The organism is Pseudomonas azerbaijanorientalis, assembly GCF_019139795.1.
Classification (GTDB): Bacteria; Pseudomonadota; Gammaproteobacteria; order Pseudomonadales; family Pseudomonadaceae; genus Aquipseudomonas; species Aquipseudomonas laurylsulfatiphila.
Window position 1 is genome coordinate 1,011,839 of the sequence record NZ_CP077078.1, and the last position, 15,642, is coordinate 1,027,480.

Sequence of the window (15,642 nt, forward strand, 5' to 3'; positions counted from 1 at the left end):
GTTGAAGGAATCGGTATGCAGTTGGACCCCGCGAGCGGTTGGATTCAGGGTGTGCATGTCTGCCCCTCACCCAACTTCAATGCGCGCCCCACAGACGAGATTTCCCTGCTGGTGATCCACAACATCAGCCTGCCACCAGCGCAGTTCGCCACGGGCAAGGTGCAGGAGTTTTTCCAGAATCGCCTGGATGTCACCGAACATCCCTATTTTGAAGGGATTGCGGATTTGCGGGTGTCCGCGCACTTTCTGATCGAGCGTGACGGAACGGTCACCCAGTTTGTTTCATGCCTTGAGCGTGCGTGGCATGCAGGGGTATCGAGCTTCAAGGGGCGGGAGACCTGTAACGATTTTTCCGTGGGCATCGAGCTCGAAGGCACGGATGATCTGCCGTTCACCGACGCGCAATACAACGCGTTGACAGCCCTGACCCGCCAGTTGCAACAGGCGTTCACGGCAATCACCACAGAGCGCATCTGCGGGCACAGCGACATTGCACCGGGGCGCAAAACCGATCCAGGGCCGGCGTTCGACTGGGCACGCTATCGTGCCGCCCTGGCACAAGAGGAAGGACGATGAGTTTTCTGGTGTTGCTGTTGGCGGTGTGGATCGAGAAGTTCTCGGCCCTGCGCCATCGGGTTCAGCGTGACAGTGGCTGGATACACGAGCTGAACAAGCTTGAGGCCAGCCCGCGGCTTTCGGGCCGGCCATGGCTGGTGTTGTCGGTAGTGGTCTTGTTGCCGGTGGCGTTGCTGGGTTTGCTGCTGATCGTCATCGAACCGGTGGCCTACGGGTTGCTCGCGTTGCCGATCCATTTGCTGGTCGTGATCTACAGCCTGGGGCGCGGTGATCTGTTGGGCGATCTCGGGCCGTTCCGCGATGCCTGGCGTCGGGAGGACCTGCAAGCAGCGGCCCATGTCGCCCAGCGCGATCTGGATATCTGCGCAGACAGTGGCGAGCAGTTGCTGGAGCAGGTCGAAGGGCATTTGCTGTGGGAGGCCTACCAGAGCTTTTTCGCGGTGATTTTCTGGTACTTCCTCTTAGGGCCGGTCGCGGCGCTGAGTTATCGGCTGCTGGCACTGGCCGAAGAGCACGGGAAAAACCCGGCGCTGGTCGAGCGCGCCGGGCAACTGCGCCACGCCTTCGACTGGTTGCCGGTGCGTCTGCTGGCGGCCAGCCTGGCGTTGGTCGGCAATTTTGTCGCGGTCAGTCGGGTGATGCTGCATGAACTGCTGAACTGGAACATCAGCGCCGCGCAATTGATCGTGAAAGTCGGGCTGGTGGCCGGTGAAATTCCGGCACCGGTGGCCGGCGTGGAAGGTATCAACAACCTGGACCGCATCTGGGCGCTGCTGCTGCGTGCGGCGGTGCTCTGGTATGCGGGGTTTGCGTTGTGGACGGTCTTGCATTAGTCCTGCAGTTAATTCCATTGTGGTGAGGGGCAAGCCCCCTCGCCACAATGGTTCATCCGCCAGTGCGGATGAAACCTGTCGTTAACCTTAAGTTACAAAACATCCTGCCGATTTAAGTTATACAGAGATAGCGCCGTATAGTGGCTATCTGCTGTCTGTCTGCGCCTGCCAATAAAAAAAATAAGAAATTGAAGGGAGACATCCAGTGAAGAGCTTGCTCTATCCCGCTGTCGCACTGATGAATCGCCTGAGCTTCGGCATGAAGTTCAGCCTGATCAGCGTACTGTTCCTGGTGCCGATGCTGGTGACCAACTTCTATCTGGTGCGTGACTCCTACCGCGAATTCCAGGGCACGCGCATCGAACTGCAAAGTCTCGATCTGTTGGGCAGCAGCCTGACGTTACGGCGCGATCTGGAAACCCTGAACAACCTGGTGCAGATCAATGTCAGCCTCGGCCAATCCGGCAAGGCCGGCAATGTAGAATCGAAAATCAGCACCCTCGAACAGAATATTCTGACTCGCCTGCAAGGGCTGACGGCGATGACCAGCGACCCGGAGCAGGTCGCGGTGTTTGATGGCAAGCGCGATGAGATGATCGCCGGGTTCAAGGCCCAGCAAACGGAAAACTCCCTGCAGAGTAAAAGCGCCTTGATTGGCAAACTGGTGGGCAGCGCGCAGATTTTCAGCCAGCTCATCACCAGCCAGTCCGGCCTCAGCCGCGACAACCAGAGCGACATGCGCCAGTTGAGCGAACTCGTCACCCTCGTCACACCACGTGTCACCCAGATTCTGGGCGAAGGTCGGGCAATGGGGTCTTACTCGTTGGGGCAGGGTTTCATCAACTCGGCTTCGAGTACCCGTTTCGATGAATTGCTGGCGCAGATTGAAAAGCTCCAGGCCGAATATGGCCTGAAGTTGCAGGACGCCTTGGGTTCCAGCAAAGCCGCCCGCGATACCCTGGCCGCTCAGTCCGATAGCAGCCGGGCATCCTTGAAGAAAGCCAGCGAGCTGTTCGAAGAGCAAGTGGTCATGGCCGATACCCTCGATGCGCCATGGCAGGGCTTTTACGATCAGGTCAGCGCCCTGATGGACCAGACTTACCAACTCAACGAAGCAACCCTCAAGTATCTGGGCCCGCAGTTGCAGCAACGCCTGGACCAGAACCGCACGCACATGGTCTTGCAGGCCGTGGCGTTATCAGTCGTATTCGTGTTGATCTTTTATCTCTACGGCGCTTTCTATGCCTCGACCCGCACCACGCTCAAGCGCCTTGGAGCGGTGATGGACAAGGTGGCGGCCGGCGACATGACTGTGACCTTCAGCGCCCACAGCCGTGACGAACTGGGCGAATTGGGCGAGGTGTTCAACGGCACCGTGAAGAAAATCCATGACCTGATCGAACGGGTGGGGCAGACCGTCAGCGAAGTCGAGCGCCAGGCCGGTCAGGTGCAAAACGTTTCCGCGCAAAGCAATCAGGCCGTCGCCGGGCAGCGCACACAGATCGAACAAGTGGCCACGGCGATGAACCAGATGTCGGCCACTTCCCAGGAGGTCGCGCGCAGTGCTGCTGCGGCGGTGAGCAGCGCCCACAGTGTCAACGACGAAACCATCAGCGGTCGCGGTCTGGTGGAGTCGCAGCAAGGCAGCATTGCCGCCCTGGCCAACGAAATTGATCAGTCGGTGCTGGTGATCAATCAACTGGCCAGCGACAGCCAGTCCATCAGCCGCGTTCTGGAAGTGATCAAGAGCATCGCCGAGCAGACCAACCTGCTGGCACTCAATGCCGCTATCGAGGCCGCACGGGCCGGTGAGCAGGGGCGCGGTTTCGCCGTGGTCGCCGATGAAGTCCGGACCCTGGCCAAGCGTACCCAGCAATCGACCGAAGAAATCGAGCAGATGATCGCCAAGCTCCATGGCGGAGTCGGCGCAGCGGTCAAGGCCATGGGCACCAGCCATGAAATGGCCAACGGCACGGTGGGGCAGTCGGAGAAGGTCCAGCGGGCGCTGGAAAACATTTTGGGTGCGGTCGGCATGATCGTCGACCAGAACCAGCAGATTGCCGCCGCCGTGGAGCAACAAACCGCCGTGGCCCACGACATCGACCAGAACATCGTCGAGATCAATCGCGCCGGTGAGCGTACCGCTGAAGGTGCGCACCAGACCGAAGACGCCAGTCGGGCGTTGTCGGCTCAGGTCGTGGAGTTGAAACGGTTGATCAGCGCATTCCGGGTTTGAAAGGTTCCTCGGGAAACCTGTGGGAGCGGGCTTGCCCGCGAAGACGGCGGCACATTCAACATCAATGTGACTGAAAGATCGCTTTCGCGAGCATGCCCGCTCCCACAGTTGGCTGGTGCTGGCAGTTATGACCAGTTGAACAACTCGCAGGCATTGGCTGTACTGGCCGCGGCCAATTGCTCGGGGCTGATCGCCATGATGCCGGCCAGCGCCGCGCAGATCGCCGGCAAGTGTGCCGGGCTGTTGCGCTGGCCGGGGAACATGGCGGGCGCCATGTCCGGCGAGTCGGTTTCCAGCACTACCGAATCCAGAGGCAGCTCAGCGAGCACGCGGTGCATGCGCAGCGCCTGTGGCCAGGTCGGGGCGCCGCCAAGGCCGAGCTTGAAACCGAGCTTGATGTATTCCCGGGCCTCCTCCTTGCTGCCGGCGAAAGCGTGGATGATCCCGGCACGTTTCAGGCGAAACCGTTTGAGCGTGGCAATTACTGCCGCATGGCTACGCCGCACATGGATCAATGCCGGAAGATTGAAGTCCGCCGCCAGTTGCAATTGCGCCTCGAACAACGCCTGTTGGCGGTCGCGGTCGAGGGATTCGATGAAGTAGTCCAGGCCGATCTCGCCCACCGCACACAGTTGCCGATGGCCGGCCAGGCGGGTCAGCCAGTCACCGAGTTCGCTCAGGTGTTGCGGGCGATGATCGTCCAGATACACCGGATGCAGCCCGAACGCGGCGTGCAGGTCGGGGTCACTCTGCACCAACTCCCAGACCCTTTGCCAATTGGCCTGGTAAACCCCCAGCACCACGATCCGCCGCACTCCGAGGGCGCGGCTTTCGGCCAGCAACGCCTGGCGATCGGCGTCGAAGTCCGGAAAATCCAGATGGGTGTGGGTATCGATCAGCTCCACGGTTCAGTCCTGGCGAATACGCTGCTTGAACGTGCGCGCAATGGCTTGTACGCCGGGCCGGTAATCCGACTGCTCAATGGCTGCCAGGGCCAGCGCGAGGGCCTTGTCGGCGATCAACTGGTGTTGCTGGGCCATGGCGTTGACCGGCAATGGCAGGAAGTCGAGCAACTGGGTGTCGCCAAATGTGCCGAGGCGCAGCGGGCGGTTTTTCAGCGGGAAGTCGTGCAGCGCATCGAACACGCCCTGAAGCAGCACGTAGGAGGTGGTCACCAACGCATCGGGCAAATGGCCCAGGCGCAGCAGCAACTCTTCCATCAATTGTTTGCCGCACTCGCGGCTGAAAGATTCGCCTTCTTCGATCAGTACTTCGCCGCTGAACCCGGTGAGGGCCTCATTGAAGCCCGCGGCGCGTTCCCGGCTGATGCTCAGTTCCGGGCGGGCACCGATCAGGGCGATCTGTTTGGGCTGCGGCTCCAGCAGGCTGCGGGTCAGTTGCAGGCTGGCCTCGCGGTCGTCGCTGATCACGGAGCAGAAGTGCTCGGGTTCCATGACCCGGTCGATGGCAATGATCGGTATGCCCTTGGCTTGCAACTGGTGATAGCTGTCGTCGCCGGCCGGCAGGCAGCTGGCAACGATCAGCGCGTCGCAACGCCGGGCGCGGAACAGTTGCAGCAATTGCCGCTCGCTGTCCGGGGCATCGTCGGAACTGGCGATCAGCAGCTGATAACCGCGGGCGCGTGCGCCTTGTTCGAGCAATTTGGCGATTCGCGCGTAACTGGGGTTTTCCAGATCCGGCAGAATGAACCCCAACGTGCGCGTGTGTCGGCTGCGCAAGCCGGCGGCCTGTGGGTTAGGCGTGAAGCCATGTTGTTCGACGACCGCGCGCACGCGTTCGACGGTGGCGCTACTGATGCGCTGTTGTTCGGCCTTGCCATTGATGACATAGCTGGCGGTGGTGACGGACACACCGGCCAACTGGGCAATATCACTGAGTTTCAACCCGCTGTTTCCTTGTTTTTTCGAGATTGCCTCGACATTTTCGTCAATCCTAACCGATTAAGGCAGGCGACCATTGTCGCAACGCATCCGACAAGTTGGACTTCAAGGATGGGCCAATATCGAGTAACGTGCCAATCGATCTAGATTAAACGTTTCAGCAGGCGTATTTTCTACGTTTTAGGTGCCTTTGGCCGGTTCTGCCGTGAAACCGCCAAAAGCGATGACCAAGCGCCTAAGCTGACTCATTCAAAACAATACCTGGTGCCCCAAGGCGCCAAAAAGGAGAAAGCATGCTCGAGCTCACTGTAGAGCAGATTTCCATGGGCCAGTCGGCTGTGGATAAATCCGCAGCGCTGCAATTGCTGGCTCGGCATCTGGTCGCCGACGGCCTGGTTGCCGAGGGTTATCTGGCCGGTTTACAGGCGCGGGAGGCCCAGGGCTCGACCTTTCTCGGTCAAGGTATTGCCATCCCCCACGGTACCCCCGAAACCCGCGACCTGGTGTTCACCACCGGTGTGCGCCTGATGCAGTTCCCTGAAGGTGTGGACTGGGGCGACGGTCATATCGTTTACCTGGCGATCGGTATCGCAGCCAAATCCGATGAGCATCTGCGCCTGTTGCAATTGCTGACCCGCGCCCTCGGCGAGACTGACCTGGGCCAGGCCCTGCGTCGCGCCGGTTCCGCTGAAGCGCTGCTGAAATTGCTGCAAGGCGCGCCGCAGGAGCTGGCGCTGGATGCGCAGATGATCGGCCTCGGTGTGGCGGCCGAAGATTTCGAGGAACTGGTCTGGCGCGGCGCACGTTTGTTGCGCCAGGCCGACTGCGTGAGCAATGGTTTTTCCGCCGTGCTGCAACAGGTTGAAGCGTTGCCGTTGGGCGATGGCCTGTGGTGGCTGCACAGCGAGCAAACGGTGAAACGCCCCGGCCTGGCCTTCGTCACCCCGGACAAACCACTGCGCTATCTCGGCCAGCCGCTCAATGGACTGTTCTGCCTGGCCAGCCTCGGTGAAGCCCATCAAGCCCTGCTCGAGCGCCTGTGCGCGTTGTTGATCGAAGGACGTGGCCATGAATTGGGGCGCGCCACCAGCAGTCGCAAAGTTCTCGAAGTGCTCGGTGGCGAAGTGCCCGCCGACTGGCCCAGTGCGCGCATTGCCTTGGCCAATGCTCATGGTTTGCATGCGCGGCCGGCGAAAATCCTCGCGCAACTGGCGAAAAGTTTTGAGGGTGAAATCCGCGTGCGGATCGTCGACGGCCACGACAGCGCGGTGTCGGTGAAGAGCCTGAGCAAACTGCTCAGCCTCGGCGCCCGTCGCGGGCAGGTCCTGGAGTTCATCGCCGAACCGGGCATCGCGGCTGATGCATTGCCGGCCCTGTTGGCCGCCATCGAAGAAGGCCTCGGTGAAGAAGTCGAGCCGCTGCCGCCAGTCAGCCAGGCACGGGAAGTCGTTGCCGATATGGCCGAAGTGATCCTCGCCCCGACATCCGGCAGCGTGGTCCAGGCCATTGCCGCCGCCCCGGGCATTGCCATCGGTCCGGCGCATATTCAAGTCCTGCAAACCATCGATTACCCGTTGCGCGGTGAATCCGCCGCCATCGAGCGTGAACGTCTCCAGCATGCGCTGGCGCAGGTGCGCCGGGACATCCAGGGATTGATCGAACGCAGCAAAAGCAAAGCCATTCGCGAAATCTTCATCACCCACCAGGAGATGCTCGACGACCCGGAACTGACCGATGAGGTCGATACGCGCCTCAAGCAGGGCGAAAGCGCGGAGGCTGCGTGGATGGTCGTGATTGAAGCGGCGGCCCTGCAGCAGGAAGCGTTGCAGGATGCCTTGCTCGCCGAGCGCGCTGCCGACTTGCGCGACATCGGGCGTCGCGTATTGCTGCAACTCAGTGGTATTGAAACCCCGAGCGAGCCGGATCAACCGTACATTCTGGTGATGGACGAGGTCGGCCCGTCCGACGTCGCGCGTCTGGACCCGGCTCGCGTGGCCGGGATTCTCACCGCACGGGGCGGCGCTACAGCGCACAGTGCGATTGTTGCCCGGGCCCTGGGAATTCCGGCATTGGTCGGCGCCGGCCGTGGCGTGTTGCTGCTGGCGTCGGGTACGCCATTGCTGCTCGATGGCCAGCGTGGGCGTCTGCATGTGGACGCTGACGCGATGACCTTGCAGCGCGCCACGACCGAACGCGATACCCGCGAGCAGCGCTTGAAGGCAGCCGCCGAGCAACGCCACCAACCGGCACTGACCAGCGACGGCCATGCCGTCGAAGTGTTCGCCAATATCGGCGAAAGTGCCGGTGTCACCAGTGCGGTGGAGCAGGGCGCCGAAGGTATCGGCCTGTTGCGCACCGAACTGATTTTCATGGCCCACCCGCAAGCGCCCGACGAGGCGACCCAGGAAGCCGAGTACCGCCGCGTCCTCGACGGTCTGGCCGGGAGACCGCTGGTGGTGCGTACTCTCGATGTCGGTGGCGACAAACCGCTGCCGTACTGGCCGATTGCGAAGGAAGAAAACCCCTTTCTCGGCGTGCGTGGCATTCGCCTGACATTGCAGCGCCCGCAGATCATGGAAGCACAACTGCGTGCCTTGCTGCGGGCAGCCGACAACCGTCCGCTGCGGATCATGTTCCCGATGGTAGGCAGCGTTGACGAGTGGCGCCAGGCCCGTGACATGACCGAACGTCTGCGCCTGGAAATCCCGGTTGCCGACCTGCAACTGGGGATCATGATCGAAGTGCCGTCGGCGGCCTTGCTGGCGCCGGTGCTGGCCAAAGAGGTCGACTTTTTCAGCGTCGGTACCAACGACCTGACCCAATACACGCTTGCCATCGACCGTGGCCATCCGACGCTGTCGGCCCAGGCCGATGGCTTGCATCCGGCGGTGCTGCAACTGATCGACATCACCGTGCGCGCGGCCCATGCCCACGGCAAATGGGTCGGCGTGTGCGGCGAGCTGGCAGCCGACCCGCTGGCGGTGCCGGTACTGGTCGGCCTCGGGGTGGATGAGCTCAGTGTCGGCGCGCGCAGTATTGCCGAGGTCAAGGCGCGGATTCGCGAACTGGGCTTCACTCAGACTCAAACCCTTGCCCGACAGGCCTTGGCCGTGGGCAGCGCCAATGAAGTGCGCGCACTCGTGGAGGCCCTGTAATGGCACGGATTCTCACCCTGACCCTCAACCCGGCGCTGGACCTGACCGTCCAGTTGCCGCGCCTTGAAGCCGGCCAGGTCAATCGCAGCGATGTCATGCACACCCACGCCGCCGGTAAAGGTGTGAACGTGGCGCAAGTGCTGGCCGACCTCGGGCATCAGTTGACCGTCAGTGGTTTTCTTGGAGAAGACAACCTGCAAGCGTTTGAAACGCTGTTCGCCAAACGCGGTTTTGTCGACGCCTTCATCCGCGTTCCCGGTGAAACCCGCAGCAACATCAAACTGGCGGAAAGCGACGGACGCATTACCGACATCAACGGACCGGGGCCGCAGGTCAGCGAAGCGGCGCAGCAGGCCTTGATCGATCGACTGGAGCAGATTGCCCCGGGTCACGATGCGGTGGTGGTCGCCGGAAGCTTGCCCTTGGGCGTCAGTGCGCAGTGGTTGCAGGCACTGATTTTGCGCTTGAAGACGCTGGGCCTGAACGTTGCCCTCGATACCAGCGGCGATGCGTTGCGTGCAGCGCTCAAAGCGGGCCCCTGGCTGATCAAACCCAACGCCGAAGAGCTGGCCGAGGTGCTGGACTGCGAGGTCGTGTCGGTCAGTGCCCAGGCCTTGGCAGCGGAGCGTTTGCACGCCCAAGGCATCGAGCATGTGGTGATTTCCCACGGCGCCGAAGGCGTGAACTGGTTCAGCGTCGGCTCGGCTCTGCATGCCACGCCACCCAGGGTCAGCGTCGCCAGCACGGTGGGCGCGGGTGATTCGTTGCTGGCGGGGATGCTTCACGGTTTGCTCAGTGCCGATACGCCGGAGCAAACCTTGCGCACTGCCACGGCGATTGCCGCGATGGCAGTGACCCAGATCGGATTCGGCATTGGCGATGCAGCGCAACTGGCGCAGCTCGAACAGGGTGTGCGCGTGCGTCCCCTGACAGAACAATAAGAGGGTTTGTCATGAAGTTAGCCATCATTACGGCCTGCCCGAACGGCATGGTCACCAGTGTGCTGTGTGCCCGGTTGCTCGATGCCGCGGCCCAGCGTCAGGGCTGGAGCACCAGTGTCGAAATCACCGATGTCGCACATCCGGAAAAGCAATTGTCGGCGGCCACCCTCGACGCGGCCGAGTGGGTGCTGCTGGTGACCAGCGCGCCCGTGGACATGGCGCGGTTTGTCGGCAAGCGAGTGTTCCAGAGCACCCCGGCCCAGGCCCTGCAAGACGTGGAAGCCGTGCTGCAACGTGGTGCCCGGGAAGCGCAGGTTTACGCCGCTTCTGAAGCGGTCATCGAGCCAGTGGCTGTTGCCCAACACGCGCCGCGCCTGGTGGCCGTCACCGCGTGCCCGACGGGCGTCGCTCACACGTTTATGGCCGCCGAAGCCTTGCAGCAAGCGGCCAAGCGCCTGGGCTATGACCTGCAGGTGGAAACCCAGGGCTCGGTCGGTGCGCGCAATCCATTGAGCGCAGCGGCGATTGCCGAGGCCGATGTGGTGCTGCTGGCGGCCGATATCGAAGTCGCCACCGAGCGTTTCGCCGGCAAGAAGATCTATCGCTGTGGCACCGGCATTGCCCTCAAGCAAGCCGAAGCAACCTTGAAAAAAGCCTTGGCCGAAGGCCAGCAGGAAAGCGCATCAAGCGCTGCCAATACAACGGTGAAACAGGAAAAAACCGGCATTTACAAACACCTGCTGACCGGCGTGTCGTTCATGTTGCCGATGGTGGTCGCCGGCGGCTTGCTGATCGCCTTGTCGTTCGTGTTCGGCATCACCGCGTTCAAGGAAGAGGGCACGTTGGCGGCGGCGTTGATGCAGATCGGTGGCGACACTGCATTCAAGCTGATGGTGCCGTTGCTGGCAGGCTATATCGCCTATTCCATCGCCGACCGTCCCGGCCTCGCGCCGGGGATGATCGGCGGATTGCTGGCGAGCACCCTGGGTGCCGGTTTCATTGGCGGGATTATTGCCGGTTTCCTCGCCGGTTATGCGGCCAGGGCGATCAATAAATACGCGCGTTTACCCCAGAGCCTTGAGGCATTGAAACCGATCCTGATCATTCCGTTGCTGGCGAGTCTGTTCACTGGTCTGGTGATGATCTACGTGGTTGGCAAACCGGTGGCCGGGATGCTCGCCGGACTCACGCACTTCCTCGACAGCATGGGCACCACCAACGCGATCCTGCTCGGTGTGCTGCTGGGCGGCATGATGTGTGTCGACCTCGGCGGGCCGATCAATAAAGCGGCCTATGCCTTCTCGGTCGGCTTGCTGGCATCGCAGAGTTACGCGCCGATGGCAGCGACCATGGCCGCCGGCATGGTGCCGCCGATTGGCCTGGGCATCGCCACGTTCATTGCCCGACGCAAGTTTGCGCAGACTGAACGCGAAGCCGGCAAAGCGGCGCTGGTGCTGGGGCTATGCTTCATCTCCGAAGGGGCGATTCCGTTTGCCGCAAAAGATCCGTTGCGGGTGATTCCGGCGAGTATCGCCGGCGGTGCACTGACCGGTGCGCTGTCGATGTATTTCGGCTGCAAACTGATGGCGCCCCACGGCGGTTTGTTCGTGCTGGCGATCCCGAATGCGATCAACCATGCGCTGTTGTATCTGCTGGCGATTGTCGCGGGGAGCCTGTTGACGGCGGTGGTGTATGCGTTGGTGAAGCGGCCGGAGACGGTGGAGCTGGCACTGGAGCCGGCCAAGGCCTGACACCAATAACTGTGGGTGGTAGGGTGTGGGAAGGATTTGTGTCATGTCAGGGTCATAGGGCCATGCATTGGTTTTCCATTTCAGGGAGAACACCATGAGCGATTTCAACCTCGGGCGCCGTCGTGTCGTGCAAGCGGTCGGCGCCGGGTTGTTGTTGCCGGGGCTGGCGCCGGCGGTGATCGCTTCGGTCAAGGAGCGACCGCAACTCACCGACGGCGTGCAGTCCGGCGATCTGCTGGGTGACCGGGCGATCATCTGGAGTCGCTGCGACCGCCCCGCACGGATGGTGGTGGAGTGGGACACCCGCAGCCTGTTTCCCGACCCTCGGCGATTTGTCTCGCCCCTGGCTGATGCGCGCACCGATTTCACTGCCCGGGTCGAACTCACCGGGCTACCCGCCGACCAGGCGATTTTCTATCGAGTGCAATTTGAAGACGCCCAGAGCGGTGTTGCCAGTGAACCCTGGTTCGGTCACTTGCGCAGCGTGCCGCAGACCCGGCGCGACATCCGGTTTCTCTGGAGTGGCGACACGGCCGGCCAGGGCTTCGGTATCAACCCGGACATTGGCGGCATGCGCATCTACGAGTCGATGCGCCGGCGCCTGCCCGACTTCTTTATCCACAGCGGCGATACCATTTACGCCGACAACCCGATCCCGGCGCAGCTCAGCGCGGAAGGCGGCCGGGTGTGGCGCAACATCACCACCGAGGCCAAGAGCAAAGTCGCCGAGACCCTCGATGAGTATCGCGGCAATTACCGCTACAACCTGATGGACGAAAACATTCGCCACTTCAATGCCGAGGTCCCGCAGATCTGGCAGTGGGACGACCACGAAGTGATGAACAACTGGTCGCCGGGCAAAAAGCCGGATGCACGATATCAGAGCAAAGATATCCACAGCCTGGTGGACCGCGCGCGTCAAGCCTGGCTCGAATACGCGCCGATGCGCTTGCAGAGTGCCGAGAGTGGCGGGCGGATCTATCGCAAGCTCGGTTACGGGCCGCTGCTGGATGTGTTCGTGCTGGACATGCGCAGTTATCGCGGGGCCAACGACGACAACCTTGGCGAAGCCAGGCCGTTTCTCGGGCGTGAGCAACTGGACTGGCTCAAGCGCGAAATGCAGGCCTCGAACGCGCAATGGAAAGTGATCGCTACTGACATGTCCATCGGCCTTGGCGCGCCTGACGGTGAAGTCAGCCCCGGTGTCACGCGGTGGGAAGCGGTGGCCAACGGCGACCCTGGACCTGCCCGGGGTCGCGAACTGGAAATCGCCGAATTGCTCGGTTTCCTGCGGGCGCAGCAGGTGCGCAATTTCCTGTTTCTGACGGCGGATGTGCATTACTGCGCGGCCCATCATTACCACCCGGATCGGGCAGCGTTCCAGGACTTTGAACCGTTCTGGGAGTTTATTGCCGGGCCGTTGAATGCGGGCAGTTTCGGGCCTGACTCGCTGGATATGACCTTTGGCCCTGAAGTGGTATTCGAGAAGGCCTCCCCTGTGCATAACGCCTCGCCGCTTGCCGGATTTCAGTTTTTCGGCGAGGTGAATATCGATGGACAGACGGGGGAGTTGAACGTGGTGTTGCGCGATCTGGATGGCGTGTCGGTATTCGAGCAAAAACTGTCACCGTGTGACTCGGCAGTTGCTCGCTATGTGGGAAATGATTTTTGCACAAAAAGCTGATACTGGAAGTTGCGGGGTTTTATTTGTCATTACTGTCAAATGCATGGCTCTGGGTATTGGTGTGTAGATGTTGATTGAAGTTTCAGTGACTCTCGTTAGTCGCTGAGTTTGGTGTTTTTTTTGCTGGGGTTTTATCCCGGTTTTCTAGCTATCATATTTTCATATATTTAATCGCTTGATCGACATTGGCGGGTTGCTTACTTTCTTTTCTCAATTTTATGGCGATAAGCAGGCTATGAAAGTTAAATGGTCTGGTTAAGAGTCAAATTTTAGAAAGGAGTCGCTATGTCCGCTATATTGTGGGAAAAGAGCCTGGAAGGCAAAAATCACGAAGAAATTGCAGATCTTGCAGCCGTTGTCCCCCAATCACTAATGTCTTTGTCGACCGGGGGCACGAATGACATTACTCGCCCAAACGGTTTGATACTGACCAAAGCCCAAATCATTTCCCTGCGAAAGTACGAAGCCGTAGGGCTGGCACTTCCGACCAACGAGCGATCCCTTGCGACCTATCTGAACTTTGGCGACGAAGACGGTGGCAAGGGCTTCACAACGGAAGACTTTCTCGCATCTTTTACGAAGATAAACTCGCATGCCAGTTTGTGGTCCCCCCTGCGCTCTCGCATCATGCTGACGGGAACCCACTTGAAAGTGTTTGCTTTGAGCATGGAGGTATACCTTACTTCGGTCGAGGAAGTTTTCGCTGAAATCAAGCTGGCAAAGTCGCTGGGCACGCACAAAATCACCAACTACAAGGAGTTGCGTGACTGGGAAGTGAAAGAAGGCAAACCGTTCCCGGATCTTGCGTTGGAAGAGGACACCATCCCGGACCTGGGGGATGTTCTGGATCTGATATTCGAACAGGTCAAGGAGCATCTGCAGACGGCCGTTGAAATCAAAATCGATCTAAATACGTTTAGTCGACAACTGACTAACGATGTCATTCCCACGATCAAGTTGCTGGCGCTGGCTCTCGAGAGCAATACGTACGCGGCGGATATCGAGAGTTTGAATAACGAGATCAAGGAACGCGCTAATCAGATTGATGAGTTGAATAAAGAGTACAAGGCGCTGGTAATGAAATCGCTTGAGTCGGCGAGCACACTTTCGCCCATAGGGTTGGGGGTTGCCATCTATATCGGAGTCGAAGCTGAAAGTGTTCGATCCCGGCGCAATGATCTGAGCCGCCTCCAGGCAGCGGCCATCAATAGCCTTGAGAGCAAGTCCAAGACCCTGGGCTCGATCGCACGAATCAGAGGTGACATGCAGGATATGCAGACGGTTGCTCTGGATGCTGAAGTGGCGACAAATAACGTGGTTCATACCTGGAATGTGCTCCATACCTACCTCGAAAGCTCCGGAAAAGCGATCTCGAAGATCGAAGGCGGCGTTCGCTTGCTAGGCTTCATTACTCAATTTCGTTTGGTCGCTGCGCCATGGCGCGCAATCCACGACAGCGCGGATGAACTTGTTGAATTATTCCGCGAGGCGGAAATGGAATACATGAGGGAGTACGGTTTTCAAGGAAAAAGATCAAGGAGGTCTTTAATGCAAAGTGATATGTACCCTGGCGTGCAAACCGATGTCTTGCAGGGCAGCAGTTCGAAGCTGCGTAACATTGCAGTGGAAGCAAAGTTGTTGTTTATGAAGACTGATTATCTTCCGGACTTGAGCGAAAAATTTAAAACACTTTCGGTCGACATTTCGAGCTGCTCCAATGTGGTCAGGGAAAAGGCTCTGAAAACCGAATTCTTACTTAAATCCACGCTTGGACAGTTGATGTCGCTCGATGAAGAGCTGCAAGAAGGTTCCGAAGAGGTCGATGAAATTCATGGCGAGCAGGCAGTGTTGTTGAATGAGGCACAGGCATCCGTCAGTGAAGTCTCCAACTCGTTGAGTGAGAGCCTCAAGAATATCAACGCAGACTACGACGAGACGACCGTGCAGGGATTCAAAGCCTCGTTGATTAATGACGTTTCAGAGCGTGAAGTCGTACTGGAACGTTTGGATTCCAGCCTGACTGATCTTGAAAAAAAACGTGCAATCATCAACGAAGCTGTGGATGAACTCAATAAACTCGGAATTTCCGGTATTACCAAAAATATCGAACTGAGTGTTGAAGCGGTCAAGAAGCTTGGTGCAAAGCCATCTCAGGTTGATCTTGTGCTGGCTGCGATCGAAAAAGTGAAACAGGACCTGGAGGGCGCAGTTAAGAGTGTTTCCTTTGTCTTGATGGTAAAACAGAATCAGATACTTCGTGATAAAACTTTGGAGGTGCAGGCGCAAATCGCTGCCGAAAAGCGCAGCGCACGAATCACTGCCGACAAGATCAAGCTGATCGAAGTATTTGGCGAGATGAATGAGCAGCGCAAGCTCTACGTGACAGAGTTCGAAAAGATCGACAAAACAGTGTCGAGTTTCTTGAACTCGATGAAGGCTCATCAGGCTATGCCCTTGAGTAAGCAGATTTCAGAATTTTTCTCTACCGCCAATGGTTTTGTCGGTTACCTGAATCAGCTTTCTTATCTGTAAGTATTACGTTTCATACCGCCCTTGAATGGCCGT

Annotated in this window: 10 protein-coding genes and 1 pseudogene; 9 read left to right on the top strand and 2 right to left on the bottom strand. The window is 59.5% G+C overall.

The features are described 5' to 3' along the window. Positions 1 to 15 precede the first annotated feature (15 nt). The 4 genes and pseudogenes from ampD (at position 16) to KSS91_RS28720 (ending at position 3,645) form a co-directional block, all read left to right on the top strand. Positions 16 to 576, top strand: coding sequence for a 1,6-anhydro-N-acetylmuramyl-L-alanine amidase AmpD (gene ampD, locus KSS91_RS04410; protein ID WP_217837164.1), 561 nt, complete (start codon positions 16 to 18; stop codon positions 574 to 576). Then, a complete protein-coding gene (gene ampE / locus KSS91_RS04415; RefSeq protein WP_217837165.1) occupies positions 573 to 1,409 on the top strand; it encodes a regulatory signaling modulator protein AmpE in 837 nt (278 codons plus the stop codon). Before ampD ends, ampE begins: the two co-directional genes overlap by 4 nt. A gap of 1,174 nt (positions 1,410 to 2,583) precedes the next feature. Then, a pseudogene (locus KSS91_RS28715) lies at positions 2,584 to 2,787 on the top strand (HAMP domain-containing protein); the annotation flags it as partial. Between the two features lie 153 nt (positions 2,788 to 2,940). Beyond that, a complete protein-coding gene (locus KSS91_RS28720; protein WP_437179748.1) occupies positions 2,941 to 3,645 on the top strand; it encodes a methyl-accepting chemotaxis protein in 705 nt (234 codons plus the stop codon). A 125-nt stretch (positions 3,646 to 3,770) separates the two neighbouring features. On the opposite strand, the gene KSS91_RS04425 is transcribed toward KSS91_RS28720, so the two are convergent. Together KSS91_RS04425 and cra are read right to left on the bottom strand one after the other, a co-directional pair. Next, complete coding sequence (locus KSS91_RS04425) at positions 3,771 to 4,550, bottom strand: TatD family hydrolase (RefSeq protein WP_217837167.1); 780 nt, start codon at positions 4,548 to 4,550, stop codon at positions 3,771 to 3,773. Between the two features lie 3 nt (positions 4,551 to 4,553). After that, positions 4,554 to 5,549 carry a catabolite repressor/activator gene (gene cra, locus KSS91_RS04430; RefSeq protein WP_217837168.1) on the bottom strand — a complete coding sequence of 332 codons (996 nt, stop codon included), beginning with the start codon at positions 5,547 to 5,549 and terminating at the stop codon, positions 4,554 to 4,556. Between the two features lie 290 nt (positions 5,550 to 5,839). On the opposite strand from cra, the gene ptsP reads away from it, so the two are divergent. From ptsP to KSS91_RS04455, 5 genes are all read left to right on the top strand, one after another. Beyond that, positions 5,840 to 8,701, top strand: coding sequence for a phosphoenolpyruvate--protein phosphotransferase (gene ptsP, locus KSS91_RS04435; RefSeq protein ID WP_217837169.1), 2,862 nt, complete (start codon positions 5,840 to 5,842; stop codon positions 8,699 to 8,701). Further along, positions 8,701 to 9,642 carry a 1-phosphofructokinase gene (gene pfkB, locus KSS91_RS04440; RefSeq protein WP_015093451.1) on the top strand — a complete coding sequence of 314 codons (942 nt, stop codon included), beginning with the start codon at positions 8,701 to 8,703 and terminating at the stop codon, positions 9,640 to 9,642. Before ptsP ends, pfkB begins: the two co-directional genes overlap by 1 nt. Positions 9,643 to 9,653: 11 nt before the next feature. Beyond that, entirely contained in the window at positions 9,654 to 11,393 is a 1,740-nt protein-coding gene (locus KSS91_RS04445; RefSeq protein WP_217837170.1) for a PTS fructose-like transporter subunit IIB, read from the top strand. A 94-nt stretch (positions 11,394 to 11,487) separates the two neighbouring features. Then, the gene (locus tag KSS91_RS04450) at positions 11,488 to 13,077 is read left to right on the top strand and encodes an alkaline phosphatase D family protein (protein WP_217837171.1); all 1,590 of its coding nucleotides are present in this window, start codon (positions 11,488 to 11,490) and stop codon (positions 13,075 to 13,077) included. 285 nt (positions 13,078 to 13,362) lie between these two features. Further along, a complete protein-coding gene (locus KSS91_RS04455; RefSeq protein ID WP_217837172.1) occupies positions 13,363 to 15,609 on the top strand; it encodes an alpha-xenorhabdolysin family binary toxin subunit A in 2,247 nt (748 codons plus the stop codon). Positions 15,610 to 15,642: the final 33 nt, after the last annotated feature.

Bases quoted from the DNA above. Each gene is read 5' to 3' on its own strand.
- ampD (WP_217837164.1), top strand. From the start codon at position 16: ATGCAGTTGGACCCCGCGAGCGGTTGGATTCAGGGTGTGCATGTCTGC.
- ampE (WP_217837165.1), top strand. From the start codon at position 573: ATGAGTTTTCTGGTGTTGCTGTTGGCGGTGTGGATCGAGAAGTTCTCG.
- KSS91_RS28720 (WP_437179748.1), top strand. From the start codon at position 2,941: ATGTCGGCCACTTCCCAGGAGGTCGCGCGCAGTGCTGCTGCGGCGGTG.
- ptsP (WP_217837169.1), top strand. From the start codon at position 5,840: ATGCTCGAGCTCACTGTAGAGCAGATTTCCATGGGCCAGTCGGCTGTG.
- pfkB (WP_015093451.1), top strand. From the start codon at position 8,701: ATGGCACGGATTCTCACCCTGACCCTCAACCCGGCGCTGGACCTGACC.
- KSS91_RS04445 (WP_217837170.1), top strand. From the start codon at position 9,654: ATGAAGTTAGCCATCATTACGGCCTGCCCGAACGGCATGGTCACCAGT.
- KSS91_RS04450 (WP_217837171.1), top strand. From the start codon at position 11,488: ATGAGCGATTTCAACCTCGGGCGCCGTCGTGTCGTGCAAGCGGTCGGC.
- KSS91_RS04455 (WP_217837172.1), top strand. From the start codon at position 13,363: ATGTCCGCTATATTGTGGGAAAAGAGCCTGGAAGGCAAAAATCACGAA.